17 protein-coding genes and 5 tRNA genes are annotated in these 15,325 nt (G+C 53.6%); 19 read left to right on the forward strand and 3 right to left on the reverse strand.

Annotation, left to right across the window (positions count from 1 at the left end; translation table 11 throughout):
- Window positions 1–34: 34 nt before the first annotated feature.
- The 18 genes from cydA (at window position 35) to pnuC (ending at window position 11,682) form a co-directional block, all read left to right on the forward strand.
- Window positions 35–1,603, forward strand: a complete 1,569-nt coding sequence (cydA, locus tag OTG14_RS02160; protein WP_048990050.1) for a cytochrome ubiquinol oxidase subunit I — start codon at window positions 35–37, stop codon at window positions 1,601–1,603.
- Between the two features lie 15 nt (window positions 1,604–1,618).
- Window positions 1,619–2,758: a cytochrome d ubiquinol oxidase subunit II gene (gene cydB, locus OTG14_RS02165; RefSeq protein WP_267214515.1), complete on the forward strand. Its 1,140-nt coding sequence runs from the start codon at window positions 1,619–1,621 to the stop codon at window positions 2,756–2,758.
- 14 nt (window positions 2,759–2,772) lie between these two features.
- Window positions 2,773–2,886 (forward strand): cytochrome bd-I oxidase subunit CydX, encoded by a 114-nt coding sequence (gene cydX, locus OTG14_RS02170; protein WP_003858598.1) that lies wholly within the window; start codon window positions 2,773–2,775, stop codon window positions 2,884–2,886.
- Entirely contained in the window at window positions 2,886–3,176 is a 291-nt protein-coding gene (gene ybgE, locus OTG14_RS02175; RefSeq protein ID WP_008501100.1) for a cyd operon protein YbgE, read from the forward strand. The genes cydX and ybgE overlap by 1 nt, the downstream gene beginning before the upstream one ends.
- A 148-nt stretch (window positions 3,177–3,324) precedes the next feature.
- Window positions 3,325–3,729: a tol-pal system-associated acyl-CoA thioesterase gene (ybgC, locus tag OTG14_RS02180; protein WP_003858593.1), complete on the forward strand. Its 405-nt coding sequence runs from the start codon at window positions 3,325–3,327 to the stop codon at window positions 3,727–3,729.
- Window positions 3,726–4,418 (forward strand): Tol-Pal system protein TolQ, encoded by a 693-nt coding sequence (gene tolQ / locus OTG14_RS02185; protein ID WP_008501101.1) that lies wholly within the window; start codon window positions 3,726–3,728, stop codon window positions 4,416–4,418. The genes ybgC and tolQ overlap by 4 nt, the downstream gene beginning before the upstream one ends.
- Before the next feature lie 3 nt (window positions 4,419–4,421).
- A complete protein-coding gene (gene tolR, locus OTG14_RS02190) occupies window positions 4,422–4,850 on the forward strand; it encodes a colicin uptake protein TolR (RefSeq protein ID WP_003858589.1) in 429 nt (142 codons plus the stop codon).
- A 28-nt stretch (window positions 4,851–4,878) separates the two neighbouring features.
- Window positions 4,879–6,180 (forward strand): cell envelope integrity protein TolA, encoded by a 1,302-nt coding sequence (tolA, locus tag OTG14_RS02195; protein WP_267214516.1) that lies wholly within the window; start codon window positions 4,879–4,881, stop codon window positions 6,178–6,180.
- A 134-nt stretch (window positions 6,181–6,314) separates the two neighbouring features.
- Window positions 6,315–7,607, forward strand: coding sequence for a Tol-Pal system beta propeller repeat protein TolB (gene tolB, locus OTG14_RS02200; RefSeq protein WP_032649508.1), 1,293 nt, complete (start codon window positions 6,315–6,317; stop codon window positions 7,605–7,607).
- Between the two features lie 35 nt (window positions 7,608–7,642).
- Window positions 7,643–8,164 (forward strand): peptidoglycan-associated lipoprotein Pal, encoded by a 522-nt coding sequence (gene pal, locus OTG14_RS02205; RefSeq protein ID WP_003858578.1) that lies wholly within the window; start codon window positions 7,643–7,645, stop codon window positions 8,162–8,164.
- Window positions 8,165–8,173: 9 nt separating this feature from the next.
- Window positions 8,174–8,965 carry a cell division protein CpoB gene (gene cpoB / locus OTG14_RS02210; protein ID WP_024908792.1) on the forward strand — a complete coding sequence of 264 codons (792 nt, stop codon included), beginning with the start codon at window positions 8,174–8,176 and terminating at the stop codon, window positions 8,963–8,965.
- A gap of 161 nt (window positions 8,966–9,126) precedes the next feature.
- Window positions 9,127–9,202, forward strand: a tRNA-Lys gene (locus OTG14_RS02215).
- A gap of 26 nt (window positions 9,203–9,228) precedes the next feature.
- Window positions 9,229–9,304 (forward strand) — tRNA-Val (locus OTG14_RS02220).
- Between the two features lie 3 nt (window positions 9,305–9,307).
- Window positions 9,308–9,383, forward strand: a tRNA-Lys gene (locus OTG14_RS02225).
- Window positions 9,384–9,529: 146 nt separating this feature from the next.
- Window positions 9,530–9,605: transfer RNA gene (locus OTG14_RS02230), tRNA-Lys, on the forward strand.
- A gap of 24 nt (window positions 9,606–9,629) precedes the next feature.
- Window positions 9,630–9,705 (forward strand) — tRNA-Lys (locus OTG14_RS02235).
- Window positions 9,706–9,896: 191 nt separating this feature from the next.
- On the forward strand, window positions 9,897–10,940 hold the full coding sequence (gene nadA / locus OTG14_RS02240) for a quinolinate synthase NadA (RefSeq protein WP_008501105.1): 1,044 nt from the start codon (window positions 9,897–9,899) through the stop codon (window positions 10,938–10,940).
- A 22-nt stretch (window positions 10,941–10,962) separates the two neighbouring features.
- A complete protein-coding gene (gene pnuC / locus OTG14_RS02245) occupies window positions 10,963–11,682 on the forward strand; it encodes a nicotinamide riboside transporter PnuC (RefSeq protein WP_024908791.1) in 720 nt (239 codons plus the stop codon).
- On the opposite strand, the gene zitB is transcribed toward pnuC, so the two are convergent.
- Window positions 11,679–12,617 carry a CDF family zinc transporter ZitB gene (zitB, locus tag OTG14_RS02250; protein ID WP_024908790.1) on the reverse strand — a complete coding sequence of 313 codons (939 nt, stop codon included), beginning with the start codon at window positions 12,615–12,617 and terminating at the stop codon, window positions 11,679–11,681. The two genes, pnuC and zitB, sit on opposite strands and share 4 nt — an antisense overlap.
- Before the next feature lie 105 nt (window positions 12,618–12,722).
- Complete coding sequence (locus tag OTG14_RS02255) at window positions 12,723–13,103, reverse strand: protein YbgS (RefSeq protein ID WP_024908789.1); 381 nt, start codon at window positions 13,101–13,103, stop codon at window positions 12,723–12,725.
- 304 nt (window positions 13,104–13,407) lie between these two features.
- Between OTG14_RS02255 and aroG the strand changes: the two genes are divergently transcribed.
- Window positions 13,408–14,460, forward strand: a complete 1,053-nt coding sequence (aroG, locus tag OTG14_RS02260; protein ID WP_024908788.1) for a 3-deoxy-7-phosphoheptulonate synthase AroG — start codon at window positions 13,408–13,410, stop codon at window positions 14,458–14,460.
- A gap of 61 nt (window positions 14,461–14,521) precedes the next feature.
- Here aroG and gpmA read toward each other — a convergent pair whose 3' ends face one another.
- Window positions 14,522–15,274, reverse strand: coding sequence for a 2,3-diphosphoglycerate-dependent phosphoglycerate mutase (gpmA, locus tag OTG14_RS02265; protein WP_023310804.1), 753 nt, complete (start codon window positions 15,272–15,274; stop codon window positions 14,522–14,524).
- Window positions 15,275–15,325: the final 51 nt, after the last annotated feature.

Here is a 15,325-nt window from a genome sequence, read left to right on the forward strand (position 1 = left end):
CTCGGAGTCTTCATGCGATGAGCAAGGAGTCATGATGTTAGATATAGTCGAACTGTCGCGCTTACAGTTTGCCTTGACCGCGATGTACCACTTCCTTTTTGTGCCACTGACGCTCGGTATGGCGTTCCTGCTGGCCATCATGGAAACGGTATACGTTCTCTCCGGCAAACAGATTTATAAAGATATGACCAAGTTCTGGGGCAAGTTGTTTGGTATCAACTTCGCACTGGGCGTGGCAACCGGTCTGACTATGGAGTTCCAGTTCGGGACTAACTGGTCTTACTATTCCCACTATGTAGGGGATATCTTCGGTGCGCCGCTGGCCATTGAAGGTCTGATGGCATTCTTCCTCGAATCCACCTTTGTAGGTCTGTTCTTCTTCGGTTGGGACCGTCTGGGTAAAGTCCAGCATATGGCGGTGACCTGGCTGGTGGCATTAGGTTCGAACCTGTCCGCGCTGTGGATCCTGGTGGCGAACGGCTGGATGCAGAACCCGATCGCGTCTGATTTCAACTTCGAAACCATGCGTATGGAGATGGTCAGCTTTGCCGAGCTGGTCCTGAACCCGGTTGCGCAGGTTAAATTCGTTCACACCGTCGCTTCTGGCTATGTGTGCGGCGCAATGTTTATCCTGGGTATCAGTTCTTACTACATGCTGCGCGGTCGTGACTTCGCGTTTGCTAAGCGCTCCTTTGCTATCGCGGCAAGCTTCGGTATGGCTGCAATCCTCTCTGTTATCGTTCTGGGTGATGAATCCGGTTACGAAATGGGTGACGTGCAGAAAACCAAACTGGCCGCCATCGAAGCCGAATGGGAAACCCAACCGGCGCCTGCGGCCTTTACGCTGTTCGGTATTCCGGATCAGGACGCGCAGCAAAACCACTTCGCGATTCAGATCCCTTACGCGCTGGGTATCATCGCCACCCGTTCTGTTGATAAGCAGGTGACGGGGCTGAAAGAGCTGATGGTTCAGCACGAAGAGCGTATCCGTAACGGTATGAAAGCCTACTCGCTGCTGGAACAGCTGCGTGCCGGTTCTACCGACCAGGCCGTTCGCGACCAGTTCAATAACGTGAAGAAAGATCTGGGTTACGGTCTGCTGCTGAAGCGCTATACCCCGAACGTGTCTGATGCGACAGAAGCACAGATCCAGATGGCAACCAAAGACTCGATTCCACGCGTTGCGCCTCTGTACTTCGCATTCCGTATCATGGTGGGCTGCGGCATCATCATGCTGCTGATCATTGCGGCGTCCTTCTGGTCCGTGATTCGCAACCGCATCGGCGAGAAAAAATGGCTGCTGCGCACTGCGCTGTACGGTATTCCACTGCCGTGGATCGCAATCGAATCCGGCTGGTTTGTGGCGGAGTATGGCCGTCAGCCATGGGCGATTGGTGAGGTACTGCCAACGGCGGTAGCGAACTCCTCCCTGACAGCGGGCGACCTGATCTTCTCCATGCTGCTGATTTGTGGTCTGTACACCCTGTTCCTGGTAGCTGAACTGTTCCTGATGTTCAAGTTCGCGCGCCTTGGCCCAAGCAGCCTGAAAACCGGTCGCTATCACTACGAGCAGTCCACTGCGACTACTCAGCCGGCACGCTAAGACAGGAGTCATCAAATGATCGATTATGAAGTATTGCGTTTTATCTGGTGGCTGTTGATCGGCGTTCTGCTGATCGGTTTCGCCGTCACGGATGGTTTCGACATGGGGGTGGGGATGCTCACCCGTTTCCTCGGTCGTAATGACACCGAGCGTCGAATCATGATCAACTCCATCGCCCCACACTGGGACGGTAACCAGGTGTGGCTGATCACCGCAGGCGGCGCGCTGTTCGCTGCCTGGCCGATGGTCTACGCGGCTGCGTTCTCCGGCTTCTACGTGGCGATGATTCTGGTGCTGGCTTCTTTATTCTTCCGTCCGGTCGGTTTCGACTACCGTTCCAAGATTGAAGACACCCGCTGGCGCAACATGTGGGACTGGGGCATCTTCATCGGTAGCTTCGTTCCACCGCTGGTCATCGGCGTGGCGTTCGGTAACCTGCTGCAGGGCGTGCCGTTCCACCTGGACGAGTACATGCGTCTCTACTACACCGGTAACTTCTTCCAGCTGCTGAATCCGTTTGGTCTGCTGGCCGGCGTAGTGAGCGTGGCGATGATCATCACTCAGGGCGCAACCTACCTGCAGATGCGTACGGTTGGTGAACTGCACCTGCGTTCTCGCGTGACGGCTCAGGTCGCTGCGCTGGTCACGCTGGTCTGCTTCGCACTGGCTGGTGTGTGGGTGGTGTACGGCATTGATGGCTACGTGGTGACGTCTGCGATTAACCATACTGCGCCGTCTAATCCGCTGACCAAAGAAGTGGCGCGTCAGGCAGGTGCATGGCTGGTGAACTTTAACAATACCCCTGCGCTGTGGGCTATTCCGGCTCTGGGCGTATTGCTGCCGCTGCTGACCGTGTTGACGTCCCGTCTGGAGAAAGGCGCTCTGGCGTTCGTGTTCTCATCACTGACCCTGGCGTGCATCATCCTGACATCGGGTATTGCGATGTTCCCATTCGTCATGCCATCCAGCACCATGCTGAATGCTAGCCTGACCATGTGGGATGCAACGTCCAGCCATATGACGCTGAACCTGATGACATATGTTGCTTGCGTATTCGTTCCGATTGTTCTGGCCTACACCATCTGGTGTTACTGGAAAATGTTCGGTCGCATCACGAAAGAACATATCGAAAGCAACACCCACTCTATGTACTAAGTAAGGAGCTGAATATGTGGTATTTCGCATGGATTTTAGGGACGCTTCTTGCCTGTGCATTTGGTGTCATCACTGCCCTGGCGCTTGAGCACGTAGAAGCGACCAAAGCGGGTGAAGAAAAACACTGATGAATATTATCGCGAAACTTTACGCGGTAATGGACAAGCGCCCGTTACGGGCGCTTTCTTTAGTGATGGCATTACTGCTGGCAGGTTGTATCTTCTGGGACCCTTCGCGCTTTGCAGCGAAAACCAGCGAGCTTGAAATCTGGCACGGCTTCCTCATTATGTGGGCGGTGTGTGCAGGTGTGATCCACGGCGTGGGCTTTCGTCCGAAAGCCGTTCACTGGCAGGGAATTTTTTGCCCGCTGATTGCCGATCTGGTGCTTCTCGCCGGTTTGATTTTCTTCTTCTTCTGAATAAGAAATGTCCGTTAACGTTATGGGCTTACCCGAGCCCATAAAAATTTACTCTCCGTTTACTTTCCCCCATTCCCAACCCTCTTTCCCGCGCGTATAGTAGCGAAGTTTAAAAGCATTAACTTTTGTTGCATTACCGGGATGTAAAGTGAATACAACGCTGTTTCGATGGCCGGTTCGTGTCTATTACGAAGATACCGATGCCGGTGGTGTGGTTTACCACGCCAGCTACGTTGCTTTTTATGAACGGGCACGCACAGAGATGCTGCGCCATCATCACTTTAGTCAACAGGTACTGTTGGCTGAGCGAGTTGCCTTCGTGGTTCGCAAGATGACGCTTGAGTATTTTGCGCCTGCCAGACTCGACGATATGCTCGAAGTCCAAACTGAAATTACATCAATGCGCGGGACCTCACTGGTTTTCACGCAGCGGATAGTCAACGCAGAGAATACCGTACTGAACTCAGCTGAAGTACTGATTGTTTGTGTTGATCCAACCATAATGAAGCCTCGTGCGCTTCCTAAGTCTATTGTCGCGGAGTTTAAGCAGTGACTGACATGAATATCCTTGATTTGTTCCTGAAGGCAAGCCTTCTGGTTAAACTTATCATGTTGATTTTGATTGGTTTTTCAATCGCATCCTGGGCCATCATCATCCAGAGAACGCGTATCCTCAATGCCGCTGGCCGTGAAGCTGAAGCGTTTGAAGATAAGTTCTGGTCGGGTATTGAGCTTTCTCGTCTGTATCAGGAAAGCCAGGGACGCCGTGAAAACCTTACAGGCTCCGAGCAAATTTTTTATAGCGGTTTCAAAGAGTTTGCCCGTCTGCATCGTGCAAACAATCATGCGCCGGAAGCGGTGGTGGAAGGTGCCTCGCGTGCGATGCGCATCTCTATGAACCGCGAGCTGGAAAACCTTGAAACGCATATTCCTTTCCTCGGCACTGTCGGTTCCATCAGCCCGTATATCGGCCTGTTTGGTACCGTGTGGGGGATCATGCACGCCTTTATCGCGCTGGGCGCGGTGAAGCAGGCGACGTTGCAGATGGTTGCACCGGGTATCGCTGAAGCACTGATTGCGACCGCTATCGGTCTGTTTGCGGCAATTCCGGCGGTTATGGCATACAACCGTCTGAACCAGCGTGTGAACAAACTGGAACTGAACTACGACAACTTTATGGAAGAGTTCACTGCGATTCTGCACCGTCAGGCGTTTACCAGCACCGAGAGCAACAAGGGGTAAACCATGGCCAGATCGCGTGGACGAGGTCGTCGCGAGCTCAAGTCCGAAATCAATATCGTTCCACTGCTGGACGTCCTGTTGGTACTGCTGCTGATCTTCATGGCGACAGCGCCAATCATTACCCAGAGCGTGGAAGTGGATCTGCCGGATGCGACAGAATCACAGGCGGTGAGCACCAATGACGATCCTCCGGTTATCATTGAGGTTTCCGGCGTAGGGCAATACAGCGTCGTGGTAGAGAAAGATCGTATGGATCAGCTGCCGCCTGAGCAGGTGATTGCTGAAGCGCAGCGTCGCCTGGAGTCAAATCCGAAAACGGTCTTCTTAATCGGTGGCGCGAAAGACGTACCCTACGATGAAATTATTAAAGCGCTGAACTTGCTACATAGTGCGGGTGTTAAGTCAGTTGGCTTAATGACCCAACCTATTTGATCATCCGCGTAGTTTTTGGGAACCGATAGTGTCAAAGGCAACCGAACAGAACGACAAGCTTAAGCGAGCGATAATCGTCTCCGCAGTGCTGCACGTTATTCTCTTTGCAGCGCTGATCTGGAGTTCGTTCGACGAGCATATTGATGCATCAGCCGGCGGCGGTGGAGGCTCTTCCATTGACGCCGTGATGGTGGATCCCGGTGCGGTAGTACAGAACTATAATCGCGAACAACAGCAGAAGGCGAGTGCCAAACGGGCTGAAGAGCAGCGTGAAAAACAGTCGCAACAGCAGGCGGAAGAGCTGCGTGAAAAGCAGGCCGCAGAGCAGGAACGTCTGAAGCAGCTTGAGAAAGAACGTTTGCAGGCGCAGGAAGCTGCGAAAGAGCAGGCGGAACAGCAGAAACAAGCCGAAGAGGCCGCGAAGAAAGCACAGGAACAGCAAAAGCAGGCGGAAGAGGCGGCAGCAAAAGCCGCAGCGGACGCGAAAGCACAGGCTGATGCCCAGGCAAAATTAGCGGCAGAAGCGGCGAAGAAAGCCGCGGCTGATGCTCAGAAGAAAGCTGAAGCGGAAGCGGCGAAGAAAGCTGCTGCAGATGCTCAGAAGAAAGCTGAAGCGGAAGCCGCGAAGAAAGCCGCTGCTGATGCTCAGAAGAAAGCCGAAGCGGAAGCGGCGAAGAAAGCCGCTGCTGATGCTCAGAAGAAAGCTGAAGCGGAAGCCGCGAAGAAAGCCGCTCAGGACGCAGAGAAGAAAGCTGCTGCCGAGGCCGCTAAGAAAGCGGCTGCTGCTGAGAAAGCGGCAGCAGAAAAAGCAACTGCCGCGGAAAAAGCCGCTGCTGATAAAAAAGCTGCAGCTGAGAAGGCCGCTGCCGATAAGAAAGCCGCAGCTGAAAAAGCGGCTGCTAAAAAGGCTGCGGCAGCTGAAAAAGCCGCTGCCGCCGCAGGGGTTGACGATCTGCTGGGCGATTTGAGCTCCGGTAAGAATGCACCGAAAACGGGCGGTGGGGCGAAAGGAAACAACGCAGCGCCGACCGGAAGTGGTAACACTAAGAGTAACGGTGCGACCGGGGCTGAAATCAACGGTTATGCCGCGCAGATTAAATCCGCTATTGAAAGCCGATTCTATGATGCGTCTTCCTATACCGGTAAAACGTGTACGTTGCGTATAAAACTGGCTCCGGACGGCATGCTGCTGGATATCAAGTCGGAAGGTGGCGACCCGGCTTTATGTACTGCGGCCCTGGCTGCAGCGCGTCAGGCGAAGATGCCGAAACCGCCGTCTCAGGCAGTTTACGAAGTCTTCAAAAATGCGCCGCTGGACTTCAAACCTTAAGTTACATTTTCCCCGTGCAAACGGGGAAAAATAGACCAGGTTTAGTCACAGGGTTCGGGTAGTTTTGTCTATTTGAGTTTGTTAACATTCTGCTAAATTATCGTGGGTAAGGTTACCCGGATAAGGGAGATATGATGAAGCAGGCATTACGTGTAGCATTTGGTTTTTTAATGCTGTGGGCAGCAGTACTGCACGCAGAAGTACGTATCGAGATCACCCAGGGGGTGGACTCGGCACGCCCAATCGGTGTTGTTCCGTTCCAGTGGGCCGGTCCTGGCGCTGCACCTGAAGATGCCGGTGGCATCGTGGCGGCTGACCTGCGTAACAGCGGTAAATTCAACCCGTTAGATCGTTCTCGTCTGCCTCAGCAGCCGGGTAGCGCGCAGGAAGTACAGCCTGCAGCATGGTCTGCACTGGGTATTGATGCCGTGGTTGTGGGTCAGGTTACGCCTAACCCGGACGGCTCTTACAACGTGGCCTGGCAGCTGGTGGATACCGGCGGTGCACCGGGTACCGTTCTGGCTCAGAACTCTTACAAGGTCACTAAGCAGTACCTGCGCTACGCGGCTCACGCTGCCAGCGATGCGGTATTCGAAAAACTGACCGGCATTAAAGGTGCGTTCCGTACCCGTATTGCTTATGTGGTGCAGACCAACGGTGGTCAGTTCCCGTATGAGCTGCGCGTATCTGACTACGACGGCTACAACCAGTTCCTGGTGAAACGTTCTTCGCAGCCGCTGATGTCTCCAGCCTGGTCTCCGGACGGTTCTAAACTGGCGTATGTCACCTTCGAAAGTGGCCGTTCAGCGCTGGTTATCCAGACGCTGGCAAACGGTGCTGTTCGTCAGGTAGCATCTTTCCCACGTCACAACGGTGCGCCTTCGTTCTCTCCGGACGGTTCTAAACTGGCGTTTGCGCTGTCAAAAACCGGTAGCCTGAACCTGTACGTGATGGACATTGGCTCTGGCCAGATCCGTCAGGTGACCGACGGTCGCAGCAACAACACCGAACCTTCATGGTTCCCGGACAGTCAAAACCTGGCGTTTACCTCTGACCAGGCTGGCCGTCCACAAATCTATAAAGTCAACATCAACGGCGGTGCTCCGCAGCGTATTACCTGGGAAGGTTCGCAGAACCAGAACTCAGACGTGAGCAGCGACGGTAAATTTATGGTAATGGTGAGCTCCAACGGTGGGCAGCAGCACATTGCCAAACAAGATCTGGTAGCGGGTGGCGTTCAAGTTCTGTCGTCAACGTTCCTGGATGAAACGCCAAGTCTGGCACCTAACGGCACGATGGTAATCTACAGCTCTTCTCAGGGGATGGGATCTGTGCTGAATCTGGTTTCTACAGATGGGCGTTTCAAAGCGCGTATTCCGGCAACTGATGGACAGGTAAAATCTCCTGCCTGGTCGCCGTATCTGTAAATAATAATTAATTGATTACTAAAGGAATCATAGAAATGCAACTGAACAAAGTGCTGAAGGGGCTGATGATCGCTCTGCCTGTAATGGCAATCGCAGCGTGTTCTTCTAACAAGAACGCAAGCAATGACCAGAGCGGCGAAGGCATGATGGGTGCCGGCACCGGTATGGACGCGAACGGCAATGGCAACATGTCTTCTGAAGAGCAAGCGCGTCTTCAGATGCAGCAGCTGCAGCAGAACAACATCGTTTACTTCGATCTGGATAAATACGACATCCGTTCTGACTTCGCTGCGATGCTGGATGCGCACGCTAACTTCCTGCGTAGCAACCCATCTTACAAAGTCACCGTAGAAGGTCACGCGGACGAACGTGGTACTCCAGAGTACAACATCTCCCTGGGTGAACGTCGTGCTAACGCTGTTAAAATGTACCTGCAGGGTAAAGGCGTTTCTGCTGACCAGATCTCCATCGTTTCTTACGGTAAAGAAAAACCTGCAGTACTGGGTCACGACGAAGCGGCTTACTCCAAAAACCGTCGTGCCGTACTGGTTTACTAAGAGAATTGCATGAGCAGTAACTTCAGACATCATCTGTTGAGTCTGTCGTTACTGGTTGGAATAGCGGCCCCCTGGGCCGCTTTTGCTCAGGCACCAATCAGTAGTGTCGGCTCAGGCTCGGTAGAAGACCGGGTCACTCAACTCGAGCGTATTTCTAACGCTCACAGCCAGCTTTTAACCCAACTCCAGCAACAGCTCTCCGATAACCAGAATGATATTGACGCTCTCCGCGGTCAGATTCAGGAAAGCCAGTATCAGCTTAACCAGGTTGTGGAACGTCAGAAGCAGATTTTGCTGCAGATGGATAGCCTGAGCAGTGGTAGTGCAGCACAAGCACAGCCAGCCGCGGGCGATCAGAGCGGTGCAGCGACATCAGCTCCGGCTGCGGATGCTTCTGCTTCAACAGGTGCGCCTGTACAGAGCGGTGACGCGAATACGGACTACAACGCGGCCATTGCCCTGGTGCAGGATCAATCTCGTCAGGATGACGCGCTTGCTGCGTTTCAGAACTTTGTTAAGAAATACCCTGATTCCACTTATCAGCCAAATGCGAATTACTGGCTCGGTCAGCTGAATTACAACAAGGGTAAAAAGGACGATGCGGCGTTTTATTTTGCCTCCGTGGTAAAAAACTACCCGAAATCGCCAAAAGCGCCTGATGCGATGTACAAAGTGGGCGTCATCATGCAGGACAAAGGCGACACTGCGAAAGCCAAAGCGGTTTATCAGCAGGTGGTCTCTAAATTCCCGGGTACCGAAGGTGCTAAGCAGGCGCAAAAACGTCTGAATTCGATGGGATGATTATCGCATGACCAGAAATCGCGTTATTTCTGGTCGTGCAGCATGATTCGTAAGCAGTTAAGTGATCTTCATCGAAATTTTTGTTGCGCTGAATTCTTAAATCAGTAATATATGCCGCCGTTGCCACGGGATATCAAACAACGTGAAAACAGCGTAAAAGTGGGTCGTTAGCTCAGTTGGTAGAGCAGTTGACTTTTAATCAATTGGTCGCAGGTTCGAATCCTGCACGACCCACCACTTAACGCATACCGGCAGTACAGAGTGGGTGATTAGCTCAGTTGGTAGAGCATCTCCTTTACACGGAGGGGGTCGGCGGTTCGAGCCCGTCATCACCCACCACTCGGGTCGTTAGCTCAGTTGGTAGAGCAGTTGACTTTTAATCAATTGGTCGCAGGTTCGAATCCTGCACGACCCACCAATTTTAATATCTTACTCAGATATTAAACGTGAAGGATAACGTTGCTTTAGCAACGGCCCGAAGGGCGAGGCGAAGCCGAGTCATCCTGCACGACCCACCACTCTCCGGTGGTACCGAGTAAAAATCTTCGAAGTCAGCACCCGAATGGGTCGTTAGCTCAGTTGGTAGAGCAGTTGACTTTTAATCAATTGGTCGCAGGTTCGAATCCTGCACGACCCACCACTTCGAAGAAAAAAATCCCGCAAGGGGTCGTTAGCTCAGTTGGTAGAGCAGTTGACTTTTAATCAATTGGTCGCAGGTTCGAATCCTGCACGACCCACCAGTGTAGAAAGGCGCCCTAAAGGCGCCTTTTTGCTATCTGCGGTACAACAAATGCTCCGCCCATCTATTCCCGGTGACTTTTCAGTCCAGATTCGCTATCTTGTTTAGTATACAAAACACAATTGCCACGCGTTTTGCTATGTCAGGCAAAAGAAAGGCAATATTGTTAAGCCAGTAAAACGAGAAGCCATAATGAGTGTGATGTTTGATCCTGAAGCCGCAATCTATCCGTTTCCGCCAAAGCCTGTCCCGCTGAGCCAGGATGAAAAGCAATTCTACCGCGAGAAGATCAAACGTCTTCTTAAAGAGCGCGATGCGGTAATGGTGGCCCATTACTACACCGACCCGGAAATTCAGCAGCTGGCTGAAGAGACCGGAGGCTGCATTTCTGACTCACTGGAGATGGCACGCTTCGGTGCACGACACCCCGCTTCCACGCTACTGGTTGCTGGCGTGCGTTTTATGGGCGAAACGGCAAAGATCCTGAGCCCTGAAAAAACCATTCTGATGCCCACGCTTAACGCGGAGTGTTCGCTGGATCTGGGCTGTCCGATTGACGAATTCACGGCCTTCTGTGACGCCCACCCTGATCGGACCGTGGTGGTTTACGCCAACACCTCTGCGGCGGTAAAAGCGCGGGCCGACTGGGTAGTCACGTCGAGCATCGCCGTTGAGCTGATTGAACATCTGGACAGCCTGGGAGAGAAAATTATCTGGGCGCCAGATCGTCATCTTGGAAATTATGTCCAGAAGCAGACGGGGGCTGACGTTCTCTGCTGGCAGGGCGCCTGCATCGTGCATGATGAATTCAAAACCCAGGCGCTGGCGCGCATGAAGGCACTTTATCCTGACGCCGCCATTCTTGTTCACCCTGAGTCACCGCAGTCAATTGTCGACATGGCGGATGCCGTGGGCTCAACCAGCCAGCTTATCAACGCGGCAAGGACGTTGCCTCACAAGCAGCTCATCGTGGCGACCGATCGCGGTATCTTCTATAAGATGCAGCAGGCCGTGCCGGAGAAAGAGCTCCTTGAAGCGCCAACGGCGGGTGAGGGCGCAACGTGTCGCAGCTGTGCCCATTGCCCGTGGATGGCGATGAACGGCCTGAAGGCCATTGCCGAAGGGCTCGAGACAGGCGGTGCAGCACATGAAATCCATGTGGATGCCGCTCTGCGTGAAGGGGCGTTGATTCCGCTTAACCGCATGCTGGATTTTGCGGCTACACTACGTACTTAATTCAACACGCCGCGGAGAAAAGATGGATTTTTTTAGCACACATAACATTCTGGTTCATATACCGATTGGTGCAGGTGGCTATGACCTGTCATGGATTGAGGCCGTTGGCACGCTGGCGGGTTTACTCTGTATCTGGCTGGCAAGCCTGGAGAAGATCAGCAACTATGCGTTCGGGCTGATTAACGTCACGCTGTTTGCGATTATCTTCTTCCAGATCCAGCTTTACGCCAGCCTGCTTTTACAGCTGTTCTTCTTCGCCGCCAATATCTACGGCTGGTACGCGTGGTCGCGTCAGAACAGCCAGCAGGAGGCAGAGCTGCAGATCCGCTGGCTGCCCTTGCCGAAAGCCATCGCCTGGTTTGTCGCCTGCGTGGTGGCCATTGGCTTAATGACCGTCTACATCAACCCGGTGTTTGCGTTCCTGACCCGCGTCGCCGTTTCGGTCATGTCTGGCATCGGCCTGAACGTGACGATGCCAGAGCTGCAGCCGGATGCTTTCCCGTTCTGGGATTCCTGCATGATGGTGCTGTCGATTGCGGCGATGATCCTGATGACCCGTAAATATGTTGAGAACTGGCTGCTGTGGGTCATCATCAACGTGATCAGCGTGGCGATCTTCGCCCTGCAGGGCGTCTATGCGATGTCGCTGGAATATCTGCTGCTGACCTTCATTGCGCTGAACGGCAGCCGGATGTGGATTAACAGCGCGCGTGAGCGAGGCTCTCACGCGCTTTCCAGCTAGTGGTGATGATGATGTGAATGTCCGGACTGCGCCTCGTTAAGGTGGCAGTCCGGCCCGTTACAGGGCTGATACTCCATCTGGATGGTGGAGTGGCCAATTTCGTAGTGATGCTCAAGAAAATGCTGGATGCGTTCCAGCAGCGCATCGTGGTCGTGAGGCGGGATCACCTGGACGTGCAGCGTCATGACCGGTTTTTCCCCCACCAGCCAGACGTGCACATGATGAACATTGCGGACTTCCGGGACTGAACGGCGAAGGTTGCGCTTCAGCTCATCAATATCCATGGATGCCGGTGCCCCTTCAAGCAGTTCATTCACGCTCTCCTTCAACAGCCGCCAGGCACTGCGTAAGACCAGACACGACACCAGCACGGACAGAATCGGATCGACAGGCGTCCAGCCGGTATAGAGGATCACCAGCGCGGCGACAATTGCCCCGACTGAACCGAGCAAATCCCCCAGAACATGCAGCGCCGCCGCGCGCACGTTGAGGTTCTTTTCCCCGCTGCCGCGGTGCAGAATCCAGAAGGCCAGGATATTCGCCAGCAGCCCTGCCACGGCAATCACCATCATGGTCGCTCCGGCGATCGGCTGAGGATGCCGGAAGCGCTGTACGGCCTCCCAGACGATAAGCACGGTAATGACCACCAGCGCAATGGCGTTAACAAACGCGGCCAGGGTGGTCAGCCTCAGCCAGCCGAATGTGTGGCGGGCATTTGGTGGACGACGCGCGAACTGCACCGCCAGCAGGGCGAAGAGCAGCGCTGCGGCATCGGTCAGCATATGTCCGGCATCGGCCAGAAGCGCCAGAGAGCCGGAAACCAGGCCGCCAATGACCTCGATAACCATAAACGTTGCCGTGACGCCAAAGGCCAGCATCAGTCGTTTAGCGTTGTCGTTGCCGGGAGAATGCGAGTGGGAATGGGAGTGCGCCATGTCTGCTTTCCTGATGTGTTATTGTTTTTAGTGTAGCGTTTTTAATAGGTTACTCCAAAAAGAAAGGAGAGCCTGGGCTCTCCTTTTTTGACGGTTCATAACAAATTACTGGGTGGTGCCATCAGTTTTGGTATTGGCGTCGTTACCCACTTTGTCGTTAGGGTCCGGGCATTTGCCGTCCTTACACATCGAGTTCTTATGAACCTCATCCGAACTCATATTGTCATGATTCATGGTACCGGAACCGCTGCCGTTGGGATGCAGCATCGTGCCGCCGGTGTTGGTGTTCCCGGTATTGATCTGGTTGTTGTCGACATTATTCGGGGCGATATTCTGTTTCGCATCCGGGGCGGGCTGGCCTGCTGCCGCAGCCGCATTTGCATCCCCGTTGCTGTCTGATGTGCCCGTTTCCGCGGCCAGGACGCTGCCGCTGGCCAGAGTAAGTGTGGCGGTCAGGAAGAGGGTTGCCAGTTTTGTCATTTTCATCATGGTGCTCCTGTTCTTGTCGTTACGCTGGATAACATTCTCCAACAGTGCATCTTTTTCAGAGGCGAAAGATTCCGCCTTACGGACTTACGTCAGTAGGGAATCGCGTTTAAGCGTGTAAAATTGGTTGTTACAGTTAAAAAGCTTAGGTTAGATCTCATTTTTCGCTATTTTGTGGCGATTTTTAGGCGAATTCCAGGAATTATCTGCGTGAAGTGTAAAACCGTGTTTACACTTCCTGGTCGACAAGATAGATTGAAAGGATTGCTTTCATTACTAAAGATATGGCAGAGCTGGAAAGAAAATGAATTATCAGAACGACGATTTACGCATTAAAGAGATCAATGAGTTATTACCTCCTGTAGCGCTCCTTGAGAAATTCCCCGCCACTGAAAATGCCGCAAACACGGTTTCTCATGCTCGTAAAGCGATCCATAAGATCCTGAAAGGTAATGACGATCGTCTTCTGGTGGTGATTGGCCCGTGCTCCATTCACGATCCTGCAGCCGCGAAAGAATACGCTGCCCGTCTGCTCACCCTGCGTGAAGAGCTGAAGGACGAGCTTGAAATCGTCATGCGCGTCTATTTTGAAAAACCGCGCACCACCGTGGGCTGGAAAGGGCTGATTAACGACCCGCACATGGACAACAGCTTCCAGATCAACGACGGTCTGCGCATTGCGCGCAAGCTGCTGCTGGAGATCAACGACAGCGGCCTGCCTGCAGCCGGTGAATTCCTGGACATGATTACGCCACAATACCTGGCAGACCTGATGAGCTGGGGCGCAATTGGTGCCCGTACCACTGAATCTCAGGTGCACCGCGAGCTGGCGTCCGGTCTCTCTTGTCCGGTGGGCTTCAAAAACGGCACTGACGGCACCATCAAGGTCGCCATTGACGCTATCAATGCTGCAGGTGCACCGCACTGCTTCCTGTCGGTGACCAAATGGGGTCATTCCGCCATCGTTAACACCAGCGGAAACGGCGACTGTCATATCATTCTGCGCGGCGGCAAAGAGCCGAACTACAGCGCAAAACACGTGGCAGAAGTGAAGGTCGGGCTGGAAAAAGCCGGGCTGCCACCGCAGGTGATGATCGATTTCAGCCACGCCAACTCCAGCAAGCAGTTTAAAAAGCAGATGGAAGTGGGCGCAGACGTCTGTCAGCAGATTGCCGGCGGTGAGAAGGCGGTGATTGGGGTGATGATCGAAAGCCATCTGGTTGAAGGTAACCAGAATCTGGAAGGCAGCGAACCGCTGGTGTATGGCAAAAGCGTGACCGATGCCTGCATCGGCTGGGACGATACCGATACCATCCTGCGTCAGCTGGCGAATGCGGTAAAAGCGCGTCGCGGCTGAATTCTCAGGCACAAATAAAAAAGCGCGGAAGGCTCCGCGCTTTTTTTATGTCTGGCGAAAATTACTTCGCTTTACCCTGGTTCGCGACAGCCGCTGCTTTCGCCGCGATCTCTTCCGCGTTACCCAGATAGTAGTGTTTGATTGGCTTGAAGTTTTCGTCGAACTCATACACCAGCGGTACGCCAGTTGGGATGTTCAGTTCGAGGATTTCGTCTTCACCCATGTTGTCCAGGTATTTCACCAGCGCGCGCAGGGAGTTACCGTGAGCCGCGATGATCACGCGCTCGCCGCTTTTCAGGCGTGGCAGGATGGTTTCGTTCCAGTAAGGCACAACGCGGTCGATGGTCAGCGCCAGGCTCTCGGTGGTTGGCAGCTCAGCGTCGGTCAGCTTCGCGTAACGCGGGTCGTGGCCCGGGTAGCGCTCGTCATCTTTGGTCAGCTCTGGCGGGGTGATTGCGAAGCCGCGACGCCACTGTTTAACCTGCTCGTCGCCATATTTCTCAGCGGTTTCCGCTTTGTTCAGGCCCTGCAGCGCACCGTAATGACGTTCGTTCAGTTTCCAGGACTTCTCAACCGGCAGCCAGGCCTGATCCAGTTCGTCCAGCACGTTCCACAGGGTGTGGATGGCACGTTTCAGCACAGAGGTGTAAGCAAAATCAAAGCTGAAGCCTTCTTCCTTCAGCAGTTTACCTGCTGCTTTTGCTTCGCTTACGCCTTTCTCAGACAGATCAACGTCGTACCAACCGGTAAAGCGGTTTTCGTTGTTCCACTGGCTTTCGCCGTGACGCACCAGGACCAGCTTAGTTATAGCCATCTCTTACTCCTCAAGCATTTTTAGAATGATAACAATTCTCATTATATTGCC

The organism is Enterobacter pseudoroggenkampii (assembly GCF_026420145.1).
Classification (GTDB): Bacteria; Pseudomonadota; Gammaproteobacteria; order Enterobacterales; family Enterobacteriaceae; genus Enterobacter; species Enterobacter pseudoroggenkampii.